This is a genomic window from Cryobacterium sp. PH31-O1, assembly GCF_030063455.1.
Taxonomy (GTDB): Bacteria; Actinomycetota; Actinomycetes; order Actinomycetales; family Microbacteriaceae; genus Cryobacterium.
Genome location: NZ_JASITB010000002.1, coordinates 230,346 through 252,909 on the forward strand (window position 1 = coordinate 230,346; position 22,564 = coordinate 252,909).

Genomic DNA, 22,564 nt, shown 5'->3' on the forward strand with positions numbered 1-22,564 from the left:
CGCGATTTTTCTACGAGCGAGTCCAACCGCGGTTGGGAGCCTGCAAGCGCAAGCTCCCAACTCTAGTTGAAAATGTTCCTGCGTAGTGAGGAACTACTTCTTGACGTCGTCCGACTTGAACGGGAAGCCGAGCGCCTTGAGCAGCGCGCGACCCTCATCATTGGTCTTCGCGGTCGTGACGACCGTGATGTCCATACCGCGTACGCGGTCGATGCGGTCCTGGTCGATCTCGTGGAACATGACCTGCTCGGTCAGGCCGAAGGTGTAGTTGCCCGCACCATCGAACTGCTTGTCGGACAGACCGCGGAAGTCACGGATACGAGGAAGGGCCAGGCTGAGCAGCCGGTCCAGGAACTCCCACATGCGGTCGCCACGAAGTGTGACGTGGGCGCCGATGGGCTGTCCCTCACGCAGTTTGAACTGCGCGATGGACTTGCGGGCCTTGGTGACCTGCGGCTTCTGGCCGGTGATCTTGGTGAGGTCAGAAACCGCACCGTCCATCACCTTGCCGTCGCGTGCTGCTTCGCCGACACCCATGTTGACAACGATCTTCGTCAGGGTGGGGATGCGGTGCACGTTGGTGAAGCCGAGTTCCTCGGAGAGCTTGGCACTGATCTCATCGCGGTACTTCTGCTTCAGACGCGGCAGGGCTTTGACGGGCTCGGTGCCCACAGCGCCTTCAACAACTGCGGTATCAGCCATTAGAGGTCCTTCCCTGACTTCTTGGCGTAACGAATGCGGACCGTCTTGGTGACGCCGTCCTTCGTTACCTCTTCCTGGCGGAAGCCGACGCGGGTCGGCTTCTTGGTCTCCGGATCGACGATCGCAACGTTGGACACGTGGATGGCGGCTTCGAAGGTCTCGATGCCACCCGTCTTGGTGCCGCGCTGGGTCTGGCCGACGCGAACGTGCTTGGTCACGAAGTTGATGCCCTCAACGAGGACACGGTTCTTCTCGACGTCGACGGAGATGATCTTGCCCTGCTTGCCACGGTCTCCGCCGCGAGCCTGGCTGCGGCCGCTGATGACCTGAACGAGGTCACCCTTTTTGATTCTGGCCATGATTAAATAACCTCCGGTGCCAGCGAGATGATCTTCATGAACTTCTTGTCGCGAAGCTCGCGACCGACCGGTCCGAAGATTCGGGTGCCGCGGGGGTCACCGTCTGCCTTCAAGATCACTGCAGCGTTCTCATCGAACTTGATGTAGGAACCGTCTGAACGACGGGTCTCTTTCTTGGTACGAACGATGACAGCTTTGACGATGTCACCCTTCTTGACGTTTCCGCCCGGAATGGCGTCCTTGACCGTGGCGACGATGACGTCGCCGAGGCCCGCGTAGCGGCGGCCGGAGCCACCGAGAACGCGGATGGTCAGGAGTTCCTTGGCGCCGCTGTTATCAGCGACCCTGACTCGTGATTCTTGCTGAAGCATTTCTTATCTCCCTATGGACAAGTAAGCGCGAGGCTTACTTGGCCTTCTCAAGGATCTCGACCAGGCGCCAGCGCTTGGAAGCGCTGAGCGGCCGAGTCTCGCTGATCAGGACGAGGTCGCCAATGCCGGCTGCGTTCAGCTCATCGTGCGCCTTCAGCTTGGACGTACGGCGGATGACCTTGCCGTACAGCGGGTGCTTCACGCGGTCTTCGACCACAACAATGATGGTCTTATCCATCTTGTCGCTGGTCACATAACCACGCAGAGTCTTGCGGTAACCGCGTACGAGCTCGGTGGCTTCGCCCGCGACGACCGTTTCGTCAGTCTTCGCCATGACTAGGCCTCCTTCGTCTCGACGGTCTCAGCTGCAGCGTCGTCGGTGGACTCCACTACGGCCTTGGCCTTCTTGGTCTTCTTTTCGGCCTTCTCAGCCTTGGCCGGAGCCGGGGCTGCAACCGGGGTGGCACGAATGCCCAGCTCGCGCTCACGGAGAACCGTGTAGATGCGAGCGATGTCGCGCTTGACCGCACGGAGGCGGCCGTGGCTCTCAAGCTGACCGGTGGCCGACTGAAAGCGCAGGTTGAACAGCTCTTCCTTGGCCTTCTTCAGCTCTTCGAACAGCTTTTCATTGTCAAAAGTGTCGAGCTCGACTGGGGCGAGCTCCTTGGTTCCGATCGCCATTATGCGTCGCCCTCCTCGCGCTTGATGATGCGTGCCTTGAGGGGCAGCTTGTGAATAGCGCGGGTCAGCGCCTCTTTCGCAACGGCGTCGGTGACACCGCTGAGCTCGAACAGAACGCGACCCGGCTTGACGTTGGCAACCCACCACTCGACCGAACCCTTACCGGAACCCATGCGGGTTTCGGCCGGCTTCTTGGTCAGCGGGCGGTCGGGGTAGATGTTAATCCACACCTTTCCGCCACGCTTAATGTGACGCGTCATGGCGATACGAGCGGACTCGATCTGACGGTTGGTCACATAAGCGGGGGTCATCGCCTGAATACCGTACTCACCGAAGGACACCGTGGTGCCACCGGTAGCGTGACCGGTACGACCCGGGTGGTGCTGCTTACGGTGCTTGACTCTACGTGGAATCAACATTATTTAGCCTCCGCGACTGCTGCGACCGGAGCCGCTGCCGCTGCAACCGGGGCATCTGCCCGCGGTGCACGGCGTGGTCGATCGTCACGACGCTCGGGGCGGGACGACTTAGCGTTGGCCTGCTCGCGAGCGAGTTCCTTGTTGGTGATGTCGCCCTTGTAGATCCAGACCTTCACGCCGATACGGCCGAAGGTGGTCTTGGCTTCGTAGAAGCCGTAGTCGATGTTCGCGCGAAGGGTGTGCAGTGGCACGCGGCCTTCGCGGTAGAACTCGCTGCGGCTCATTTCGGCGCCACCCAGACGACCGGAGACCTGGATGCGAACACCCTTCGCTCCGGCGCGCTGTGCACCCTGCAGGCCCTTACGCATCGCGCGGCGGAAAGCCACACGAGCGGAGAGCTGCTCGGCAATACCCTGCGCGACGAGCTGGGCATCCTGCTCGGGGTTCTTGACCTCGAGGATGTTCAGCTGGATCTGCTTGGCGGTGAGCTTCTCAAGGTCAGAGCGGATGCGCTCTGCCTCGGCGCCGCGACGACCAATCACAATGCCCGGACGGGCGGTGTGAATGTCAACGCGAACGCGGTCACGGGTGCGCTCGATCTCGATGCGGCTGACGCCGGCGCGGTCGAGGCTGGTGCTCAGCAGGCGACGGATCTTGACGTCTTCTGCAACAAAATCAGCGTAACGCTGACCCGGCTTGGTCGAGTCAGAGAACCAACGCGACACGTGATCGGTGGTGATTCCCAGACGGAAGCCATAGGGATTTACTTTCTGACCCATTACTTCGTACCCTCCTCAGGAGTGGTGAGCACAACCGTGATGTGGCTGGTGCGCTTCTTGATTTCGAAAGCGCGACCCTGGGCACGAGCCTGGAAACGCTTGAGGGTCGTACCCTCATCAACGAATGCCCGGCTAATGAACAGGTCCTGCTCGTCCAGATATGTGTTGGCTGCATCTGCCTTGACCCGGGCGTTGGCGATGGCCGAAGCCACCAGCTTGTACACGGGATCGCTTGCGCCCTGGGGCGCAAACTTCAGAATTCCCAGCGCTTCCTGCGCCTGCTTGCCGCGGATCATGTTGACAACGCGACGAGCCTTCTGGGGGGTAACGCGGATGTGACGCACGCGTGCGATCGACTCCACCATTTCTTCTCCTCCTTCACGTCCCCGCGTTAGCGGCGACGGCCCTTCTTGTCGTCCTTCACGTGTCCACGGAAGGTGCGGGTAGGCGCAAACTCGCCGAGCTTGTGACCGACCATGCTCTCGGTGACGAACACCGGGATGTGCTTGCGGCCGTCGTGCACTGCGATGGTGTGTCCGAGCATGTCGGGGATGATCATCGAGCGGCGCGACCAGGTCTTGATTACGTTCTTGCTCTTGGCTTCGTTCGCCGTGAACACCTTGCGAAGCAGGTGGTCGTCAACGAAAGGGCCCTTCTTAAGACTTCTTGGCATCGTCTACTCCTACTTACGCTTCTTGCCGACGGTACGGCGACGAACGATGAGCTTGTCGCTTTCCTTATTCGGGTGGCGGGTGCGCCCTTCCTTCTGGCCCCAGGGGCTGACGGGGTGACGTCCACCGGACGTCTTACCCTCACCACCACCGTGCGGGTGATCGACCGGGTTCATGGCAACACCACGAACGGTCGGGCGAACGCCTTTCCAGCGCATACGTCCGGCCTTGCCCCAGTTGATGTTCGACTGCTCGGCGTTACCGACCTCGCCGATCGTCGCGCGGCAGCGAGCATCCACGTTGCGGATTTCACCAGACGGCAGACGAAGCTGGGCGTAGACGCCCTCCTTCGCAACGAGGCGAACCGACGAACCGGCGGAGCGGGCCATCTTGGCGCCACCACCCGGACGCAGCTCGATCGCGTGAATGATGGTACCGGTGGGGATGTTCTTCAACGGCAGGTTGTTACCGGGCTTGATGTCAGCCCCGGCTCCCGACTCGATGATGTCGCCCTGGCTCAGCTTGTTCGGCGCGATGATGTAACGCTTCGTGCCGTCGATGAAGTGCAAGAGCGCGATGCGCGCCGTGCGGTTCGGGTCGTATTCAATTTCAGCGACGCGGGCGTTGACGCCGTCCTTGTCGTTGCGCTTGAAGTCGATCACACGGTACTGGCGCTTGTGGCCACCACCGATGTGACGGGTCGTGATGCGGCCCTGGTTGTTACGTCCACCGGTCTTGGAGAGCGGGCGCAGAAGCGACTTCTCCGGGGTGGAACGCGTGATTTCCGCGAAGTCGGCAACGGATGATCCGCGTCGACCCGGGGTCGTGGGCTTGTACTTACGAATAGCCATTAGTTATCCCTCTGCCTGTCGCTTAGCCGACGGCCGTGAAGATGTCGATGGAGCCAGACTTGAGCGTGACAATGGCACGCTTGGTGTCCTTGCGCTTGCCCATGCCGAACTTGGTGCGGCGCGTCTTGCCCACACGATTCAGGGTGTTGATCGAAGCGACCTGCACCTTGAAGATCGATTCGATCGCGAGCTTGATCTCCGTCTTGTTCGAACGGGGGTCAACGATGAAGGTGTACTTGCCCTCGTCAATCAGGCCGTAGCTCTTCTCAGAGACAACCGGAGAGATGATGATGTCGCGGGGGTCCTTGTTGGTCGCGATAGTCATTATGCGGCCACCTCTTCCTTCTTGGTCTTGCTCTCCACGAACGCGTTGAACGCGCCGGTGGTGAAGACGATGTCATCGCTGACGAGCACGTCGTAGGCGTTGAGCTGATCCCACGAGAGGATGTGCACCGTCGGGATGTTGCGAATGCTGCGCAACGTGGTCTCGTCGGTACGCTCGAGAACGACCAGCACGTGCTTGCTCGTGGCGATCTGCGTGAGCAGCTCCAGGGCAACCTTCGTGTTGGGGGTCTCCGCCGTGAACAGTGCCTCGACGATGTGCAGGCGGCCACCGCGGGCGCGGTCGCTCAGTGCACCCTTGAGGGCTGCGGCGATCATCTTTTTCGGGGTGCGCTGGTCGTAGCTGCGCGGGGTCGGTCCGTGGACGATTCCACCACCGGTCATCTGGGGAGCGCGAATCGAGCCCTGACGAGCGCGACCGGTTCCTTTCTGCTTGAACGGCTTGCGGCCGGCACCGGAAACTTCTCCACGGCGCTTGACCTTGCTCGTTCCCTGGCGTGCGGCAGCGAGCTGCGCGACAACGACCTGGTGGATGAGGGGAATGTTGGCGGGAACGTCGAAGAGCTCGTCGGGAAGCTCGGCAGAGCCTGCCTTCTTGCCCTTGGCGTCAATGATGTCGAGTGCTGTAGCCATTATGACTAGGCTCCCTTCACTGCGTTGCGAACGAATACGAGGCGGCCACGAGCACCGGGAACGGCACCCTTGACGAGCATGAGGCCCTTGTCGGCGTCAATAGCGTGCACCTTGAGGTTCAGCACGGTAACGCGCTCGCCACCCATACGACCGGCCATGCGCATGCCCTTGAAGACACGGCTCGGGGTCGAGGAAGCACCGATGGAACCGGGCTTGCGGTGGTTGCGGTGCGAACCGTGAGAGGAGGAGACGCCCTTGAAGTTGTGACGCTTCATAACACCGGCGAAACCCTTACCCTTGCTGGTGCCCATGACATCAACCTTGGTGCCGGCAGCGAAGACACCGTCAACGGTGAGCTCCTGGCCCAGGTTGTAGTCAGCGGCATCCGCGGTGCGGAGCTCGGTGATGTGGCGACGCGGCGTGACGCCAGCCTTGTCGAAGTGACCGGCAAGGGGCTTGTTGACCTTGCGCGGGTCGATGGGACCAGCGGCGATCTGAACGCCGTTGTAGCCGTCGACGGCCTTGGTGCGAATCTGCGTGACAACGTTCGGCGCGATCTCGATGACGGTAACGGGAACAAGCTTGTTGTTCTCGTCCCACACCTGGGTCATGCCGAGCTTCTTGCCGAGGAGACCCTTGGTGGTCTTGGTATCGGAGTAAGACATCGCGGGCCCTAGAGCTTGATCTCGATGTTGACGTCGGCCGGAAGGTCGAGGCGCATGAGCGAGTCGACAGCCTTCGGGGTCGGGTCAATGATGTCGATCAGACGCTTGTGGGTGCGCATTTCAAAGTGCTCCCGGCTGTCCTTGTACTTGTGAGGGGAACGGATGACACACACCACGTTCTTCTCGGTCGGAAGCGGCACCGGGCCGACGACTGTAGCGCCCGCACGGGTCACTGTGTCGACGATCTTGCGCGCCGAAATGTCGATGACCTCGTGGTCATACGACTTAAGTCGAATGCGGATCTTTTGTCCCGCCATGTCGAACTCTCTCTCTGTCGAGGCGTCTTACAGACAACGGCACGATTTGCCGAGGTTGCATTGGACGCCGTAGTAGCACTGCTGCTATTAGCACCACTGTTCATATGTCAATTTCGATTTCGCGCCGAATAACCGACGCTCATCGTCAACGTCGACTCCCGGAAGCAGACTCTGGGGGACGGCACGGTTTTACCCACGCCGACCAGATCGTTGATTTATGCTGCGCTCTGCTCCCCGCGGCCTAGCCTGCAATCAGCACTTCTCGACAAGTGTTCTTCGAAAGAGTGTGACGCGACTATGCACTGCCTGGCAGTGATTTCGGCGACGCGTAGCGCACGCCGAAAGTGTTGAACTAGAAGAGTCTGCCACACAGTTGCCATTACATGCAACCCGGGCGTGTCGCGCTCGGCGTGTCGCACGATATACGAGCGGATGCCTGCGGCCGGCCCGCCGCGGGCATCCGCTTTCGTACGATTGTCGCGGCTAGCCCTGGGTGATCCCGGCGGCCACGCGTGGGCTCTGGTCTGGGCAGCTCTTCACGGTGGATTCGGTGAGCACGCGCTGGGCCATAATCTGGCGGGATTGGTCTGACAAACCGGTGGTCGGGTATTCGGCGAGCACCTTGGTGATGATCTCGGGAATGCTGAGGGTGGCGTATTCCTTCAGGCTGTCGCAGACCAACACGCTGTAGACGCTGACGGTGCTGGCCACGATGTTGTCGAGAATCTGCTGCTCGGTCTGCGCGGTGGGCGACGGGGTCGGTGTGGTGATCGCGGTCGGGATCGGGGTCGGCGTCACCTCGGTGACAGCAGATTGGGCAGCGGGAGCGGATCCGGCCAGGCGCGGCACGATCACCACGGCGAGGATACCAATCACAACGACGGCGATCAGCATCAGGATGCGCATTTCCAGTTTCGATATCTGCATGCGCAGACCATAACCGGATATCGCGATTCGCGCCCCGGGTAAGCGAGCAATCGTCATCCGCTTGAAATGTGCGGCAACGTACGCAGGGTGCAAAAAAGGGGGCCGGGCCCGAGGGCCCGACCCCCTTTTCAGAGATCGAAGTAGAAGAAGACTACTTGATGATCTTGGTCACCGTGCCGGCGCCGACGGTGCGGCCACCTTCACGGATAGCGAAGCCGAGGCCCTCTTCCATGGCGATCGGCTGAATCAGCGCGACAGTCAGGTCGGTGGTGTCGCCAGGCATGACCATCTCGGTGCCCTCGGGCAGCGTGATGACGCCGGTGACGTCCGTAGTGCGGAAGTAGAACTGCGGGCGGTAGTTCGCGTAGAACGGGTTGTGACGGCCACCCTCGTTCTTGCTGAGGATGTACGCGGTGCCCTCGAAGTCGGTGTGCGGCGTAACCGAACCCGGCTTGACGACGACCTGGCCGCGCTCAACGTCTTCGCGCTTGGTGCCACGAAGAAGAAGTCCACAGTTCTCGCCGGCCCAAGCCTCGTCGAGCTGCTTGTGGAACATCTCAATACCGGTAACCGTGGTCTTCTGCGTCGGGCGGATGCCGACGATCTCGATCTCGGAGTTGATCTTGAGGGTTCCACGCTCGGCGCGGCCCGTAACAACGGTGCCACGGCCGGTGATCGTGAAGACGTCCTCGATCGGCATCAAGAACGGCTTGTCCTTGTCGCGAATCGGGTCAGGAATGAACTCGTCAACGGCCTTCATGAGCTCAAGGATGTTGGCGGTCCACTTCTCGTCGCCCTCAAGCGCCTTGAGTGCGGAAACCGCAACGACGGGGGCGTTGTCGCCATCGAAGCCCTGGCTGGAGAGAAGTTCACGAACTTCGAGCTCGACGAGCTCCATGATCTCTTCGTCATCAACCATGTCGGCCTTGTTCAACGCGACGAGCAGGGTCGGAACGCCGACCTGCTTGGCGAGAAGAACGTGCTCACGGGTCTGAGCCATCGGGCCGTCAGTAGCGGCAACCACGAGGATTGCGCCGTCCATCTGAGCAGCACCGGTGATCATGTTCTTGATGTAGTCAGCGTGGCCCGGAGCATCGACGTGCGCATAGTGACGCTTGTCGGTCTCGTACTCAACATGCGAAATGTTGATCGTAATGCCGCGCTGGCGTTCTTCCGGAGCCGAGTCAATCGACGCGAAGTCGCGCTGAACGTTGATCTTGGACGGGAACTTATCGGCAAGAACCTTGGAGATCGCTGCAGTCAGCGTGGTCTTTCCGTGGTCAACGTGACCGATCGTTCCGATGTTTACGTGCGGCTTTGTCCGCTCGAACTTGGCCTTGGCCACTGTGGGTCCTCCTCAGGACTCGCGTGCAAATTCACGGCCGCCGTTATGAGCGGCCGGTATGCGCTGGATGTGTCTACTTATGTTACTCGGGCCAGGTGGCCTAAGCGATTTCGGGCCCGAAGGCCACCTTAGGGGTTATTCGCCCTTGTTTTTGTTGATGATCTCGTCGGCAACAGCCTTCGGGACCTCCGCATAGCTCTCGAACGTCATCGAGTACACCGCACGGCCTGAGGTCTTCGACCGCAGGTCACCGATGTAGCCGAACATTTCCGACAGTGGAACGTGAGCGCGAATTACCTTCACGCCCTGCGCATCCTCCATGGTCTGGATCTGCCCACGACGCGAGTTGAGGTCTCCGATTACGTCACCCATGTATTCCTCAGGGGTACGAACTTCGACCGCCATCAGCGGCTCGAGCAGAACGGGGTTCGCCTTACGAACGGCTTCCTTGAAGCCCATCGAGCCGGCAATCTTGAAGGCCATCTCCGAAGAGTCGACGTCGTGCGCAGCGCCGTCAAGCAGGCTGGCTCGAACGCCCACCATCGGGTAGCCGGCCAGGATGCCTACGCGGAGCGCATCCTGAATTCCAGCATCCACCGAGGGGATGTACTCGCGCGGGATACGGCCACCGGTGACCTTGTTGAGGAACTCGTACGACTTCTCAGCAGTGATTTCCATCGGCTCGATCGCGATCTGAATCTTCGCGAACTGGCCGGATCCACCGGTCTGCTTCTTGTGCGTGTAGTCGTGACGCTCAACGGCCTTGCGGATCGTTTCGCGGTAGGCCACCTGGGGCTTGCCGACGTTCGCCTCAACGTTGAATTCACGCTTCATGCGGTCGACCAGGATGTCCAGGTGAAGTTCACCCATTCCCTTGATTACCGTCTGGCCAGTTTCCTGGTTCTGCTCGGTACGGAACGTGGGGTCTTCTTCGGCGAGCTTCTGAATGGCAAGGCCCAGCTTTTCCTGGTCCTGCTTGGTCTTGGGCTCGATGGCGACCTCGATAACCGGGTCAGGGAATGTCATGGACTCGAGTACGACCTGGTTGTTCGGGTCGCACAGGGTGTCGCCCGTGGTGGTGTCCTTGAGGCCGATGACCGCGTAGATGTGACCGGCGGTCACGAAGGCCACCGGGTTCTCCTTGTTGGCGTGCATCTGGAAGATCTTGCCGATGCGCTCTTTCTTGCCCTTGGTCGAGTTGATGACCTGGGCTCCGGAGTCGAGACGGCCCGAGTACACGCGCACGTAGGTGAGGCGACCGAAGAACGGGTGCACCGCAACCTTGAACGCGAGAGCCGTGAACGGCTCCTCGGCGTCGGGGTGACGCATGATGATCTTTTCTTCGTCGCGAACGTCGTGCGCCTCAATGGCTGCCACGTCGAGCGGAGTCGGAAGGTAGTCAACGACAGCGTCGAGCATCGGCTGAACGCCACGGTTCTTGAACGCAGAACCACAGAGAACCGGGTAGATCTCACTGTTGATGGTGAGCTTGCGGATGGCGCCCTTGATCTCGGCAACGCTCAGCTCTTCACCGGCGAAGTAGCGCTCCATGAGGTCGTCGTCGGTTTCGGCGACGGTCTCGAGCAGGAGCTTGCGGTACTCGGCAGCCTTCTCGACGAGGTCAGCGGGGATCTCTTCGATGGCGTACTTCGCACCCATCTCCACGTCACCCTTGGAGTCGCCGCGCCAGGTCAGCGCACGCATCTGAACGAGGTCAACGACACCCTCGAATTCAGACTCTGCACCGATCGGCAGCTGGATGACCAGCGGCTTCGCGCCGAGGCGCTTGATGATGGTGTCGACCGTGAAGTAGAAGTCGGCGCCGAGCTTGTCCATCTTGTTGACGAAGCAAATGCGGGGCACGTCGTACTTGTCAGCCTGACGCCACACGGTTTCGGACTGGGGCTCAACGCCCTCCTTGCCGTCGAACACGGCAACGGCACCGTCGAGGACGCGGAGCGAACGCTCCACCTCCACGGTGAAGTCCACGTGTCCGGGGGTGTCGATGATGTTGATCTGGTTGTTGTCCCAGAAACACGTCGTCGCAGCGGAGGTGATCGTGATGCCACGTTCCTGCTCCTGCGCCATCCAGTCCATCGTCGAGGCGCCGTCGTGGGTCTCGCCGATCTTGTGGTTGACACCCGTGTAGAACAGGATGCGCTCAGTCGTGGTGGTCTTGCCAGCATCAATGTGAGCCATGATGCCGATATTGCGGACCTTACTCAGGTCGGTGAGCACGTCAAGTGCCACGGGGGTCCTCCGGAAGGGTAGGGGTGGGGAGTGCGGAACAGGGCCGTAAGCATCCGCTTACCAGTGAGCAGGCGCGCGCAAAACGTGCACGCGCCTGCTTGGTGATCAGGAAAGCTCGATGGATCTAACTACCAGCGGTAGTGAGCGAAGGCCTTGTTCGCTTCAGCCATCTTGTGAGTGTCTTCACGACGCTTGACAGCGGCACCGAGGCCGTTGCTCGCGTCGAGGATCTCGTTGGTGAGACGCTCGGTCATGGTCTTCTCGCGACGGGCCTTGGCGTAGCTGGTCAACCAGCGAAGGGCCAGGGTGTTGGCGCGGTGCGGCTTGACTTCAACCGGAACCTGATATGTGGAACCACCGACGCGGCGCGAACGCACCTCGAGGGTCGGACGCACGTTGTCGAGTGCCTTCTTCAAGGTGACGACGGCATCGAGCTCGTTCTTGGCGGAGACTCCGGCGAGGGCATCGTAAACGATGCGCTCGGCGAGGCCCTTTTTGCCATCGAGAAGGATCTTGTTGACGAGCTGGCTGACGATGGGTGCACCGTAAACCGGGTCGGCAATGACAGGGCGCTTGGGAGCGGGTCCTTTACGGGGCATTACTTCTTCTCCATCTTTGCGCCGTAGCGGCTACGTGCCTGCTTGCGGTTCTTGACGGCCTGGGTGTCCAGTGCGCCGCGAATGATTTTGTAACGCACACCGGGGAGGTCCTTAACACGGCCTCCGCGCACGAGCACCATGGAGTGCTCCTGCAGGTTGTGGCCCTCGCCGGGAATGTAGGCGGTGACCTCGGTGCCGTTGGAGAGCTTGACGCGGGCGACCTTGCGCAGAGCCGAGTTCGGCTTCTTCGGGGTGGTCGTGTAAACGCGGGTGCAAACGCCGCGCTGCTGCGGATTGGACTTCAGGGCGGGAGCCTTGGTCTTGGTGACCTTGGGGCTACGGCCCTTCCTGACCAACTGCTGAATGGTGGGCACTAATTACTCCTTGTTATTGCTGCACGGTGACAGCTTTGTGATGGTTAGCATTCGACCTTCGTCTTTCGACTGAGGTCGAGTTCATCTGGACCCGCTTGAACTCACACGATTGCTCGTGGGAGTTTTGGTGGGTATGCCGTGGGGGCAAGGTCGAAGACCCGCCCTACATGTGTGGAATCTCGGCCTGTGCTCTCAAGAGGGCATAATTCAGGCGCACGACAAAGCGCACACCGGATAATTCTAGCCCGGCGGTGCCTGCCCGGTCAAATGGGTTGCGCCCCGCGACACCGGTGCCGACCGGCGTGCCCTTCGCCCCGTTCTCGTCTGCGCGCCCGGTTCTCGTCTGCGCGCCCCGGTTCTCGTCTGCGCGCCCCGGCCTTTCGGACGGGGCCCGGCCTTTCGGACGGGGCCCGGGCCCCGTCCCTGGGCCCAGTTTATAAACTGGGCCCATGTTCATAGGGTGGGCCCGGTGGCTTCAGCAGTCGACGCACCGCCCGTTCACGTGCACGGGGCCCGGGCCCCGTCCCTGGGCCCGGTTTATAGACTGGGCCCATGTTCATAGGGTGGGCCCGGTCGAGAACAGAGTGGATGCCGCAGCTCGGCTAGGGATTGCGCGGCCAGAGCGGGGAGTCCAGGGTGCTCTCAAGGTCGGCGAGCAGGGCCTGCACCTGCGGCTCGACGAACTGCGCGATCGCCGCGAGCAGCCGCGGCCGCTCGCGCGTGAGCTGGGCACACACTCGAATCCCGACCTGGGTAGCGAAGTCGTCGGCGAGCTGCATTTCGGCCTTCAGGATGGCCTTCTCCTCGGGGCTGAGTGGCGGAAGCGGCTCGGCGGGTGCGAGTGGCTCGTTAACATCGGGCTTCACGGAGCGTCGGGGGGCTGGCTGCGGTTCGGGGGGCTGCTGGTCGGCGAGCTCGCTGAAGGTGAAGAGGTAGGGGGCATCCGCTGCCGGTTGGGGGTCTAGGTCGAGACCGCGAAACTCCGGGTCGAGCCCCTCGGCGGGCCGATAGGCCTGGGCGGATTCGCGCCGCTCACTCAGGTTGAGCTCGTGCGCGAGCATGGGCAGGTTTAGTTCGGTGTATTCGTCGACCGAGGCGTCGATCACAATCTTCATGCGCATCGACAGCGCATGCTGCACAACATGGGGCACGTCGACGGCCAGTCCGGCCGAGGCAATGATCGGCGATCCGAAGCACTGACGGCAGAGGCGGGACCGACCGCGGTGCGTCGCGGGGCGCCACCGGGTGATCCAACGCAGCCAGTTCTCAACCTCGTGGTTGACGCGCGACTCGATGGACCTATCCATAGTGCATAAGGGTACTCGTACGCGGTCACGCGTGGGATGGCAACGACGCGCGGGCTAGTTGTCGTCGTTCTTTTGCCAGGGCCATTCAGGAGCGCCCGAGCCTGACGGTTTGGCGAGCAGCACGACGAAGAACAGGAACGCGATCAGCCAGCCGCTCACCGCCACGGCGATTGCGAACGGACTCATCATCTCCCCGCCGATGAAGACGACCGAGCGAAAGAGTTCGCCGGCGCCGAGGCTGTAAAACACTCCCCCGGAGACGCAGTAGCCCAGATAGGCGGCAACCCCGGCCAGGAAGATCGGCAGCGGCGGAACCTGCCTGAGGCGCTCGGGCGAACGCAGCACCGCGCTGAGCATGACCCAGACCAGTGCGAGGACCGCCGTGGTGACCATAATGGGGCCAAGGAGGGCGCCGGCATCCGTCTCGTTGATGACATCGCGATTGAGCAGCAGGCTGAGCACCCCGAACGCCGCCACGATGAGGGCCACGTACAGGGCCACCGAGAAGGCCGCCATGGTGACCGCGTACTTTCGGTATTCCCGCATGGCTCCAGCGTAGGCCAGCGCGGGGCAGCGCGGATGCTCCGGCCCGGCCTGACCGACGCCGCTGACGTCGGCGTCGGTTGGCGGGCCCGGGGACGGGGCCCAGGCCCCGTCCCCGTCCCCGGGCCCAGGTTCTATCATGGGCCCGCGTTCCGGGCCCGGGCCCCGTCCGAAAAAAAGACGGACGGGAGACGAAAACCACGAAGCCCCGACTGCCGAGGCAGCCGGGGCTTACGAGTGAAACCGGGTATTACGGGCGCAAGACCTCTTAGGGGCGGGTGAGGTGCGGGCCGTCGGCGAGCAGGCGCTCGTACTCGGTGCGCGCCTCGAGGTTCTTAGCAGTGACGCGGCGTCCGCGGCGGGCGATCCAGGCTCCGGCCCAGATCGGTACCTCCCGGGCGATGAGCCCGGCGGCGATCGCCCCGGGGTTCAGCCACAGGGTGCTGACGATGCGGCTGAGTTCGCCCGGGCTGAGTCCGTCGGACCGGCCGTCGAGGACGAGGCCGAGCATGGCCGCGCCGATGTAGGACAAGTAGACGACGACGGCGACGAGGAATCCGAACAGTACGTAGGCCCACCAACCGCCCCGGTTGACCAGGGCGATCAGGGCGCTGTAGGCCAGAAAGAAGAAGATGACCGGAATGTAGAACACCGGCAGCGCGGCGAACTCGGTGAACCCGTTGACGGTGTCAGCTACGGTCGTGCTCGTCACACCGATGATGATGAACGCCGCAACAGCGTAGAGCACCGCAAAGACGACCGTGGCGAGCAGCGCGATCAGAATGCCGCCGCCCCGGTTGCTGCGGTCCTTTGGCTTGGTGGGCGCCTGCACATAAATGGGCGACTGGGCTGACGGGGTGTAGGCCGGGGTGGTCTCCACCGGCACGTCAGGGGTGTACGCGCCGGATGCAGCGTCAGCGGCAGCCGTGGTCTCCACGACGCGCGCCTCCGGCACAATCTGTACGACCGGCTCCGAGTCGAAAGCCGTGCTCGTGGCAGGAACCGTCTCGGCCGGAGCATAGGAATCGGCGTAGTCATCGGCGAGGCTCGGCGCGTCGGCATCAGCAGGCGCAACCGGGGCGGCCGTCGACATGGGCGCGAGGTTGCGGGCCGCTTCCGAGGCGGTCGCGGCATCCGCGCGCTCAGCCGCGCTCAGGTTGGCGTTGATGGCGTCATAGTCGATGACGATGGGCTCCGGCACAACCGGCGCGGACGGCGCGGCGTGCTCGCCCTGACCGCTGGAACCGTGCTCGGCCGGGCTCAAATCGGGCGCTGCGGCAGCATCCGTTTCAGGGTTCTTCTTGCCGTCGGTGGGCGTGTTGTCGCTCATGCTGCACTCCTCGTGGCCTTCGCCGTGACTGACTTCTACTGTACCAAGGGCGCAGCAAATGCCCTGAAGACTCGGCGCGCCGCCGCATTATCCAGCGGATGCCGGCGCCGCTGCCACGAGCGAATACACCAGCCCGGAGACGGTCGCGTTCACCAGGCCAGGCAGCCCGGGCGCTGCAACGGAGTCGAGGCCACTGACCAGGAACAATCGGCTTCCGGATTGCAGACGGGAGACGAAGTCGAGCACCTCGGCATAGCTGCCCGTCACGGTGACCTGCAGCGGGAAGGCAGCAAAGTTGGCCGCGGTGACCGCTGTCGTGACCGCCGGCGTCGCTACAACCGCAGTTGGAACCGCCGCTGGAACCGCCGCAGCCTCAATTGGCACCTCCGCCGGAAGGACCGACGAGTACGCCACCGCCTCGGTCACGGTCATTCCGGTCAGGGTGAGGCCGGCGGCAAAGGCCTCGGCGTCGAGCTGGTCGACCAGGGCCGGCATCGCCGAGCCGCTCGGCACTGACTCGGCGAGGGCATCCGCTGTCGTGGTGAGAGCGTCGAGGTTCGCGAAGTCGTGCTTGAGGCGGCCGAGCAGGGCGACGTGCCCCTCATTCGTCGCCTGCACGGCGATGCGACTCGCGTTGGCCGCGTTCATGGTCTCGAGCTGCGGCTGAATTCCAAGCAGAACGCCGAGCACGACAATGACACTCGTCACTAGCGCCGAGCCGATGAGCCAGAGTTTGTTGTGATTCATGGCTGCTTCTCTTCCGTCGGGTCGAAACGATGCGCGAAGGCTAGGTCGTTGACGTGCATGGTGATGGTGACCGTGTAGATGCCGGTGGTCTGGTCGAGCGCAACCGAGCCGGGCAGTGCGTCGGCGAAGCCGTCGAGGGTGCCGAGCGCGCTCAGCCAGGCCGGAATATCCGGCAACACGGTGCTCGTGGCGGTAAACGACACCGTCGCCACCCGCAAGCCCTGTAACGGCGCGGTCGCCTGGGTGTACGCCGCGAGCGGTGTAGCCGAGTCGACCTGCACGGAGCTGATGGCCACGCTGCGCGGAAGGGTGCCCTGCACGGCTCCCAGATACACCTTCCAGTCGATCTCGGTGGAGGCCCCCACACGCTGCGCCGCCTCGGTGAGTGTGACCTGGTTTTGCAGGGCCCGCACGGCAAAGTACTGGCCCTGCTCGGTCAGCAGTGTCGCCGTGCGCGCCTGCTCGCTGGCCAGGTCGGCCTGCGCCGTCAGCGAGAGCGCCGTCACCGAGCCCACGAGCAGGCCGACGACCACGGCCACCCCGCCGACGCCGAGGCTGAGGCGTCGTCGTTGCTGCTGGTCGCGCCGCTCCGCGCGCACCTCGGGCGGCAGCAGGTCGAGCCGCTGGTCGCCGCCGATGACGAGCGCGTCTACCTTCGCGCGGCGGCTCATGCGGCACGCCCGAGCGCAAGTCCGAGGGCCACGGTGTAGGCGGCGCTGCCGAGACGCAGCCCCTCAGCGTCAATAGTGGATGCCAGCCCCACCGTCGACAACGGATCTCCCGTGGACACCCCCAACCGGGTAAGTTTCGACACGGCCTCCGGGAGCCCCGGCAGTTGGGCTCCCCCACCGCTGAGCACGATCGCGGACACCGGATCGCTCGGCCGGGTGCTCGCGTAATAGCTGAGGGTGTTGACCACACTGCCGAGTTGGTCGTTCATGACCTCGGCGATGATGTGGGCACCGGCCGCGTCGATCGGGCCCGATCCGCCGGCGATGACCCCGTCGAAGGGGACGTCGTTGCGTGCAGCGCCGGAGGCGGCGGTCGCGGCCAGCAGGCCGACGCGACGCTTGATCAGGTCAGCGGTGGCGGCATCCGTTTTCAAGCCGGCGGCGAGCGCCTGGGTGACGTCGTCGCCACCGGTGGGGATGATGCGCACGAACTGCGGCACGCCCTGCCGGGTGATGACCACGCTCGTGGTGGTGGCGCCAAGGTCGATCACGGCGACGACGCCGTCGAGACCAGGGCGGGTGACCAACAGTCGACTGACCGCGAACGGAATCAGGTCGACGTCGATCGTGGTGAGGCCGGCCAGACGGGCCGCCGACACGTTGGCAAGGACCGCGGCCTTGACCGCCGCGATGAGCAGCCCGTTCACCGTTGGCCCGTGCTCGGTGGTGGATTCGGAGATGGGGTAGAAATCGAGCAGGGCGTCGGCGACGGGAACAGGGAGAAGATCCTGCACCTCAAACGGAAGCGACTGGCGAATGCGGGCCAGCGACATTTTGGGCACGCTCAGGTCGCGGGCGAGCACCCTCTGGCTGCCCATTCCCAGCACGACCTGGCGAGAACGAAACCCGCCACTCGACCACAGCGCTTTGAGCGCGGCCGCGACGGTGTGCGGCTCGAGCACCTCGCCGCCGCTGACGGCCCCAGGAGGCAGCGGCACCTCGTGGTAGCGCAGCACGGTGGGCCTGGTCTTGCCGGGGTTTCGAACCTCCACTGCGCGCAGATGCGCGGTACCGATATCTATTCCTACAACGCTCTGGGCCACGAGATGTTCTCCTTAATAGAGGGGTACGAAAATCACGGAACGATCGCGCCCGTCGCGCTGAAGGCCGAGCTGACTTCGACGAGACGACTGATGCCGTAAGTGGCGGCGACCGGCGACAGGTATTTCGGCGGGGCAATGTAAAGAAATCGGGGATCGTAGGTGTAGTTCTTGATGTACCCATTACCGACGCCGCCCACGGTGCTGTGTACAATCCCCCGATACTTCTGGGCCAACGAGCCGTTGATGGTGAGCACACCCTGTTCACCGCCACGGTTGTAGTTCTGCACCTGCACGGTGTGGTCGAGCGAGAGCATGGCCGCGTCGATGCGCCGGTTGTCGGGCAGAATAGCGCCGCCGCCGGCCGGGCAGCTGCCGCCGGCACAGACCGGGTTCCAGATCCACAGGGCGTTTTGGGCGACCAGTCCGAGCACATCGGCAGCGGCGTCCTCATAGGTGATATCGCCGGTGACGTAGACAAAATTGTCGGTAGCGACGGTCATAGTGCCCGCCAGCGTGCCCTTCACGAAGGCATCGCCGTGGCGGCACCCATACGATGTGGGCACGGAGGCCACGTCTTCGTTTGCCAGCGGAAAGCCGAGGCCGTTGCCGCCGGCACAGGTGGCGGCGCTCTGGCCAACGGGCCAGGCGGTGTCGCTCGTAAAGTTGGGGTCGGCCGCCAGCAGCGGCACGCTCTGCACGAAGAGCAGGTTGGCATCGAGTACCGGTACGGTGGCCCCGACTGCGGAGCCAAGAGCCCCGGCGCCGGTTCCCGGCATGCCGCAGGCCGCCGGGGTGCTGCCCGACGTGGCCGGTTCGCCGGCAACCCGGGTGGCCTTGCTCCACGGGGAGCGGATGGTCATGGTGCCGCCGGTGTTCAGCACGATGCTGGTGGGCCCGGTATAGAGGCAGCCGGGTTCAGCGACGCCGGCATCGGTGCGGGTTTCGCCCTGCAATGACGCGTTAGTGGCGGGCATCGCGATGACCGGGCTGTTCTGGGGCGGTCCACCATTGAAAACCTGGCCACCGCAGGGCGATCCGTTGGAGTTTTCGCGCCGATAGTTGACCCCGGGCAGCGCCGGATTGCCCGTGGTCACCCTGCCATTAAAGGTGGCGTCGCAGACCCGAAGGGTGTCGTTCGAGTGCACCGGGCCATTCACCACGTCGCCACCACCGAACGCAACGTCGCTACACACTGTGGAGCCGCCCGCCGGCGACGGTCGGCCCGCCCACGCGTAGGTGTTTGCGCACCCTGCAGCGGTGACACCGCTCTGGGCCGGATCCTGAATCTCGTACATTGTGAAGTACAGATAGTCGATGAACCCAGCCTGCCTGAGGTTTGCCACAACACTGCGCGTTTTAGTTCCAACTCGACCGGTTGAGCGGATGCGCAGCACTCCCGACGACGAGTACGCCGAGTTATCGACCTCGTAACGAAAAGACGCGGTGCCGTCGCTGCCGGCGACACGTGCCCAGCCGCCGGCGGCACCGACCTCGAAGGCTGGGTTCGCCACGGTGGGAGCGGTGAGGGTGCTGCCGACGCTGAAGGCTGCCGCGGAATTGCCGAACCGGTAGTAGGTGTTGTCGTTGGCCAGTCGGCTCTCGTATTCATCAACACCGGCGTAGGCGGCGGCCATGGCGCCGTTCCAGTTCTGATCACCGGTGGCTTTAAGGCTGCCGCTGACCGAGAAGGTCATGGCGGTGGCAACCAGGGTGAGCAGTACGAGGCCGATTCCGATCACAACGAGCAGGGCGGCTCCGCGCTCGGGCTGTGCCTGAGGCGCGAGACGTCGACCGATGCCGCCCATCATGGCCCCACCATGGCGAAGCGAACATTGGGCATGCCCACGGTGTTGCTGAGGGTAACCGCGCTGCGCGCATCCGTTGCGCTGGTCTGCACCGTGAGATTTACGGTGACGGTGACGATACTGCGAAGCTGCACCGGGGTGGGCGCGATATCAAGAGGCAGGATGCTGCCCGCCGAGTCGGTAAGGCTGAACAGGGGTGGGCCGCTGCCCTCCGGCGCGACGGTCTGGGCGAGGATGCGGGTGGAGAGCGGCGTGCTGGCGAAGCTGAAGAGCCCACCGGCGAGGGGAACCGACGGCCACCGCGTCTCGACCAGGCGGCGCTCGGCGTCGACCTCGAGACGAATCTTCACCGGTTGCTGCGTCGAAAGGCCGAGATTGACGTAGGCGAACAGGGTAAGCGATTCATTCGTTGCCGCCGCGATAGCCGGGTCGGCGAGCGCGGGACTCGCCACCGGGTTGGCCGTGGCGGCGCGAATGGACCGCGCCATGGCATTCATACCGTTCGACGCTTCTCGGGTATTCGCACCAAGCGCCGAAGCCGAACCGAGCGAGCGAGTGGCGCTCACATACAGGCCAGAGATCATGACGAGACACACTCCGAGCAGCACCACCGAGACGAGCAGTTCAACAAGCGACAGGCCACTCTCGACGTTGTCAGCTCGCAGCGTGCGCCAGCGCGTCACGGGGTCACCACCGTTCGCGGGTCGAGGGTGAGCACGGCTCCCGCCGTTCCCTTGGTGAGCAGGGCGAGGCTCGCCGCCGCGACCGGAGTGGTCTGCGAGCCACTCGTCGGGCCGGAGTACAGGGCAAAGGAGCCAAACGGCAGGCCAAGCTGGGCGGGGCCGGCCGGAAGCGGCCCGAACGTATACACGGTCGCCAGCGCGCAGCCGGGGTCGTCGGGCGCTGCGCCGGCAGGCTGGGACACTGCCCGCAGGTATTGCCCATCGAGGCCCGAGACGGTGAACACCCCGAGCGGTACATTCACGCTCGCGGTTGCACCGGGCAGGGTGGCGACCTGCGCTGCTGCCGGGCCGATTGCGCCGTCGGCGGCCGGGGTAGTCCACGCGGCCGGGTCCACCGAAACGCACCCGAGGGTGGCGGGTGTCGCGGGGATGGTGGGGGTGGGCGCCACATAGCTGCCGGCGAACACCTGGTAGCCGGACGCAAACGGGTGCAACTGAAAGTTTTGAGTCGTGGCCACGCCAATATGTGCCGGGGTGTATGCCGCGTAGGTGCTGCGCCAGGTCGTGTGCAGGTTGCTCGGCAGCAGGGTGGTTCCCGTCGTCACGTTGGTGGCGTAGTTGGCCGTGACGGTGCCGGCGAGGTCATAGGCGAAGGCAACGGATGCCGCAGCGCCGGCCACCACCCCCACTGTCATCGTGGAGGTGGTCGTCTGGTTCTTATCGACAAAATTGGGGCGCGCCACGCTGACGTCGTAGGTGCCTGGCTTGACCTTGAGCAGGTAGCTGCAGCCCTGGGCATCCGTTACCGGCGGGGCGAAGGCGAGGGTCTGGGCGCCGTTGGGCACCGCGTTGGGGACGGCTGAAATGGCTACTCCATCGGCACCGCTACCGGCAGCGGTGAGGACCGAGACGAGGACTGTGCCGAGGGTGGGGTCGTTGATGCGGCTGCCGGGCGCCAGGGCGCTGTCGGCACGTACCACCGGGGTCGAGGCGCGCATGCTGTTCCAGGTAACCGTGACGTTGACGTGGCGGTAGCGCAGCTGACCGCCGCCGGAGCCACAGGTGCCGTCGACTCCGCTGGAGGTTTCCCACGCGGTCGCGCGGCGCACGGTGAAGGTGGTGCCGTTCTGTACGACGGTACTGTCGCGGTCGAGCACGCTGAACACGTCGCCCGCCGATCGGGCCAGGTCGATCTCCTCGGCCGCGAGGTTGGTGGCGACTTCGCGCGATCGGGCATCGTTGCTGAGGTAGAGCGAGGTGACGATGCCATAGCCAACGCCAACAGCGATGATGGCGAAGATCATCATGGCCACGAGAACTTCAATGAGACTGATACCGGCGTCGTTGCCGTTGCTACCGGCGGCGTTTCGGGCTAAGCGGCGGCCCACGTGAAGGAGCAGGGTATTCACAAGAGCCTCCTTCGCGAGATTCAAGGTGAGCGAGAACCGGGCGGCCGGGGCGACCCGAAGGCCTACCCCGGCTCACGCCGATTGAAATTTGAAGCAGTGCCGTGATGTGAAGCGCGGCTGCCGGCGGATGCTGCGGCCGGGCCGGCGCATCCGCTACCCGACTACCAGGTGCAGGTCGCGGGAGCAGCGGTGGTGGCGTTGTTGGTGATGCCGCGCGACTCGGTCACGTAGTACTTGGCCGTGGTTGAACTGGTGGCGCCGATGCAGAAGGTCGTCGCGCTGAGATTCTTGTAGCTGATCGAGGATGTGTTCGGACCCTTGGTGTAGCCGTAGCTGGTAGCCCCGGTGATCGACGCAATATCGGCGGCGGTGGCCGGCATGGTACCGGTCTCGGTCTGCACGGCGATGATGGCGGTCTTCGCGTTGGCGAGGTCGCTCTTGACGCTTGCGTCCTTGGCGTTGTTCTGCACACCCAGATAGACCGGGATGGCGATGGCCGCGAGAATTCCGATGATGATCACGACGACGAGCAGCTCGATCAGCGTGAACCCTCTCTGGTTCTCGGTGAAGCGTGCGCGGCGCAGGTTGAGGGAAGCGAGCAGGCGAGTAATCATGGAGTGTCCATTCGGGTTGGAGTGGGTGATGCGAAAGCGAGCCGGGTAAGGACTCGTGATGCCGTGC

29 protein-coding genes are annotated in these 22,564 nt (G+C 63.6%); all 29 read right to left on the reverse strand.

Annotated features, from left to right (window positions below):
* Window positions 1-93: 93 nt before the first annotated feature.
* Window positions 94-702: a 50S ribosomal protein L5 gene (rplE, locus tag QMK31_RS05885; protein WP_283500013.1), complete on the reverse strand. Its 609-nt coding sequence runs from the start codon at window positions 700-702 to the stop codon at window positions 94-96.
* Entirely contained in the window at window positions 702-1,061 is a 360-nt protein-coding gene (rplX, locus tag QMK31_RS05890) for a 50S ribosomal protein L24 (protein WP_092451143.1), read from the reverse strand. The genes rplE and rplX overlap by 1 nt, the downstream gene beginning before the upstream one ends.
* 2 nt (window positions 1,062-1,063) lie before the next feature.
* Window positions 1,064-1,432, reverse strand: a complete 369-nt coding sequence (rplN, locus tag QMK31_RS05895) for a 50S ribosomal protein L14 (RefSeq protein WP_035880831.1) — start codon at window positions 1,430-1,432, stop codon at window positions 1,064-1,066.
* A gap of 34 nt (window positions 1,433-1,466) precedes the next feature.
* Entirely contained in the window at window positions 1,467-1,766 is a 300-nt protein-coding gene (gene rpsQ, locus QMK31_RS05900; RefSeq protein ID WP_283500014.1) for a 30S ribosomal protein S17, read from the reverse strand.
* Window positions 1,767-1,768: 2 nt separating this feature from the next.
* Complete coding sequence (rpmC, locus tag QMK31_RS05905) at window positions 1,769-2,113, reverse strand: 50S ribosomal protein L29 (RefSeq protein WP_283500015.1); 345 nt, start codon at window positions 2,111-2,113, stop codon at window positions 1,769-1,771.
* Window positions 2,113-2,532, reverse strand: a complete 420-nt coding sequence (gene rplP, locus QMK31_RS05910; RefSeq protein WP_283449400.1) for a 50S ribosomal protein L16 — start codon at window positions 2,530-2,532, stop codon at window positions 2,113-2,115. The genes rpmC and rplP overlap by 1 nt, the downstream gene beginning before the upstream one ends.
* Window positions 2,532-3,311, reverse strand: coding sequence for a 30S ribosomal protein S3 (rpsC, locus tag QMK31_RS05915; protein ID WP_283500016.1), 780 nt, complete (start codon window positions 3,309-3,311; stop codon window positions 2,532-2,534). The genes rplP and rpsC overlap by 1 nt, the downstream gene beginning before the upstream one ends.
* Window positions 3,311-3,676 carry a 50S ribosomal protein L22 gene (gene rplV / locus QMK31_RS05920; protein ID WP_283500017.1) on the reverse strand — a complete coding sequence of 122 codons (366 nt, stop codon included), beginning with the start codon at window positions 3,674-3,676 and terminating at the stop codon, window positions 3,311-3,313. The genes rpsC and rplV overlap by 1 nt, the downstream gene beginning before the upstream one ends.
* 26 nt (window positions 3,677-3,702) lie before the next feature.
* On the reverse strand, window positions 3,703-3,984 hold the full coding sequence (gene rpsS / locus QMK31_RS05925) for a 30S ribosomal protein S19 (RefSeq protein WP_104127852.1): 282 nt from the start codon (window positions 3,982-3,984) through the stop codon (window positions 3,703-3,705).
* A 9-nt stretch (window positions 3,985-3,993) separates the two neighbouring features.
* Window positions 3,994-4,833: a 50S ribosomal protein L2 gene (gene rplB, locus QMK31_RS05930; RefSeq protein ID WP_092339441.1), complete on the reverse strand. Its 840-nt coding sequence runs from the start codon at window positions 4,831-4,833 to the stop codon at window positions 3,994-3,996.
* 22 nt (window positions 4,834-4,855) lie between these two features.
* A complete protein-coding gene (gene rplW, locus QMK31_RS05935) occupies window positions 4,856-5,158 on the reverse strand; it encodes a 50S ribosomal protein L23 (RefSeq protein ID WP_283449392.1) in 303 nt (100 codons plus the stop codon).
* Window positions 5,158-5,808 carry a 50S ribosomal protein L4 gene (gene rplD, locus QMK31_RS05940; protein WP_092107231.1) on the reverse strand — a complete coding sequence of 217 codons (651 nt, stop codon included), beginning with the start codon at window positions 5,806-5,808 and terminating at the stop codon, window positions 5,158-5,160. The genes rplW and rplD overlap by 1 nt, the downstream gene beginning before the upstream one ends.
* Window positions 5,809-5,813: 5 nt before the next feature.
* Entirely contained in the window at window positions 5,814-6,473 is a 660-nt protein-coding gene (gene rplC, locus QMK31_RS05945) for a 50S ribosomal protein L3 (protein WP_092107229.1), read from the reverse strand.
* Between the two features lie 8 nt (window positions 6,474-6,481).
* A complete protein-coding gene (gene rpsJ, locus QMK31_RS05950; RefSeq protein ID WP_035834607.1) occupies window positions 6,482-6,790 on the reverse strand; it encodes a 30S ribosomal protein S10 in 309 nt (102 codons plus the stop codon).
* Between the two features lie 483 nt (window positions 6,791-7,273).
* Window positions 7,274-7,717: a hypothetical protein gene (locus QMK31_RS05955; protein ID WP_283500018.1), complete on the reverse strand. Its 444-nt coding sequence runs from the start codon at window positions 7,715-7,717 to the stop codon at window positions 7,274-7,276.
* A 151-nt stretch (window positions 7,718-7,868) separates the two neighbouring features.
* Entirely contained in the window at window positions 7,869-9,062 is a 1,194-nt protein-coding gene (tuf, locus tag QMK31_RS05960) for an elongation factor Tu (RefSeq protein ID WP_283500019.1), read from the reverse strand.
* 135 nt (window positions 9,063-9,197) lie between these two features.
* Complete coding sequence (gene fusA / locus QMK31_RS05965) at window positions 9,198-11,312, reverse strand: elongation factor G (protein ID WP_283500020.1); 2,115 nt, start codon at window positions 11,310-11,312, stop codon at window positions 9,198-9,200.
* A gap of 128 nt (window positions 11,313-11,440) precedes the next feature.
* Entirely contained in the window at window positions 11,441-11,911 is a 471-nt protein-coding gene (gene rpsG / locus QMK31_RS05970) for a 30S ribosomal protein S7 (RefSeq protein ID WP_092107221.1), read from the reverse strand.
* Window positions 11,911-12,285, reverse strand: a complete 375-nt coding sequence (gene rpsL, locus QMK31_RS05975) for a 30S ribosomal protein S12 (RefSeq protein ID WP_035834602.1) — start codon at window positions 12,283-12,285, stop codon at window positions 11,911-11,913. The genes rpsG and rpsL overlap by 1 nt, the downstream gene beginning before the upstream one ends.
* A 602-nt stretch (window positions 12,286-12,887) precedes the next feature.
* A complete protein-coding gene (locus QMK31_RS05980; RefSeq protein WP_283500021.1) occupies window positions 12,888-13,592 on the reverse strand; it encodes a spermidine/putrescine ABC transporter substrate-binding protein in 705 nt (234 codons plus the stop codon).
* A gap of 54 nt (window positions 13,593-13,646) precedes the next feature.
* Window positions 13,647-14,138, reverse strand: a complete 492-nt coding sequence (locus QMK31_RS05985) for a DUF6121 family protein (protein ID WP_283500022.1) — start codon at window positions 14,136-14,138, stop codon at window positions 13,647-13,649.
* A gap of 265 nt (window positions 14,139-14,403) precedes the next feature.
* The gene (locus QMK31_RS05990) at window positions 14,404-15,465 is read right to left on the reverse strand and encodes a hypothetical protein (RefSeq protein WP_283500023.1); all 1,062 of its coding nucleotides are present in this window, start codon (window positions 15,463-15,465) and stop codon (window positions 14,404-14,406) included.
* Window positions 15,466-15,552: 87 nt separating this feature from the next.
* Window positions 15,553-16,212, reverse strand: coding sequence for a hypothetical protein (locus tag QMK31_RS05995; RefSeq protein WP_283500024.1), 660 nt, complete (start codon window positions 16,210-16,212; stop codon window positions 15,553-15,555).
* A complete protein-coding gene (locus tag QMK31_RS06000) occupies window positions 16,209-16,883 on the reverse strand; it encodes a hypothetical protein (RefSeq protein WP_283500025.1) in 675 nt (224 codons plus the stop codon). The genes QMK31_RS05995 and QMK31_RS06000 overlap by 4 nt, the downstream gene beginning before the upstream one ends.
* Window positions 16,880-17,986, reverse strand: coding sequence for a type IV pilus assembly protein PilM (gene pilM, locus QMK31_RS06005; RefSeq protein WP_283500026.1), 1,107 nt, complete (start codon window positions 17,984-17,986; stop codon window positions 16,880-16,882). The genes QMK31_RS06000 and pilM overlap by 4 nt, the downstream gene beginning before the upstream one ends.
* 32 nt (window positions 17,987-18,018) lie before the next feature.
* Window positions 18,019-19,794, reverse strand: a complete 1,776-nt coding sequence (locus QMK31_RS06010; RefSeq protein ID WP_283500027.1) for a hypothetical protein — start codon at window positions 19,792-19,794, stop codon at window positions 18,019-18,021.
* Window positions 19,791-20,474, reverse strand: coding sequence for a prepilin-type N-terminal cleavage/methylation domain-containing protein (locus QMK31_RS06015; protein WP_283500028.1), 684 nt, complete (start codon window positions 20,472-20,474; stop codon window positions 19,791-19,793). Before QMK31_RS06015 ends, QMK31_RS06010 begins: the two co-directional genes overlap by 4 nt.
* On the reverse strand, window positions 20,471-21,883 hold the full coding sequence (locus QMK31_RS06020) for a prepilin-type N-terminal cleavage/methylation domain-containing protein (RefSeq protein WP_283500029.1): 1,413 nt from the start codon (window positions 21,881-21,883) through the stop codon (window positions 20,471-20,473). The genes QMK31_RS06015 and QMK31_RS06020 overlap by 4 nt, the downstream gene beginning before the upstream one ends.
* Window positions 21,884-22,044: 161 nt before the next feature.
* The gene (locus QMK31_RS06025; protein ID WP_283500030.1) at window positions 22,045-22,497 is read right to left on the reverse strand and encodes a type II secretion system protein; all 453 of its coding nucleotides are present in this window, start codon (window positions 22,495-22,497) and stop codon (window positions 22,045-22,047) included.
* Window positions 22,498-22,564: the final 67 nt, after the last annotated feature.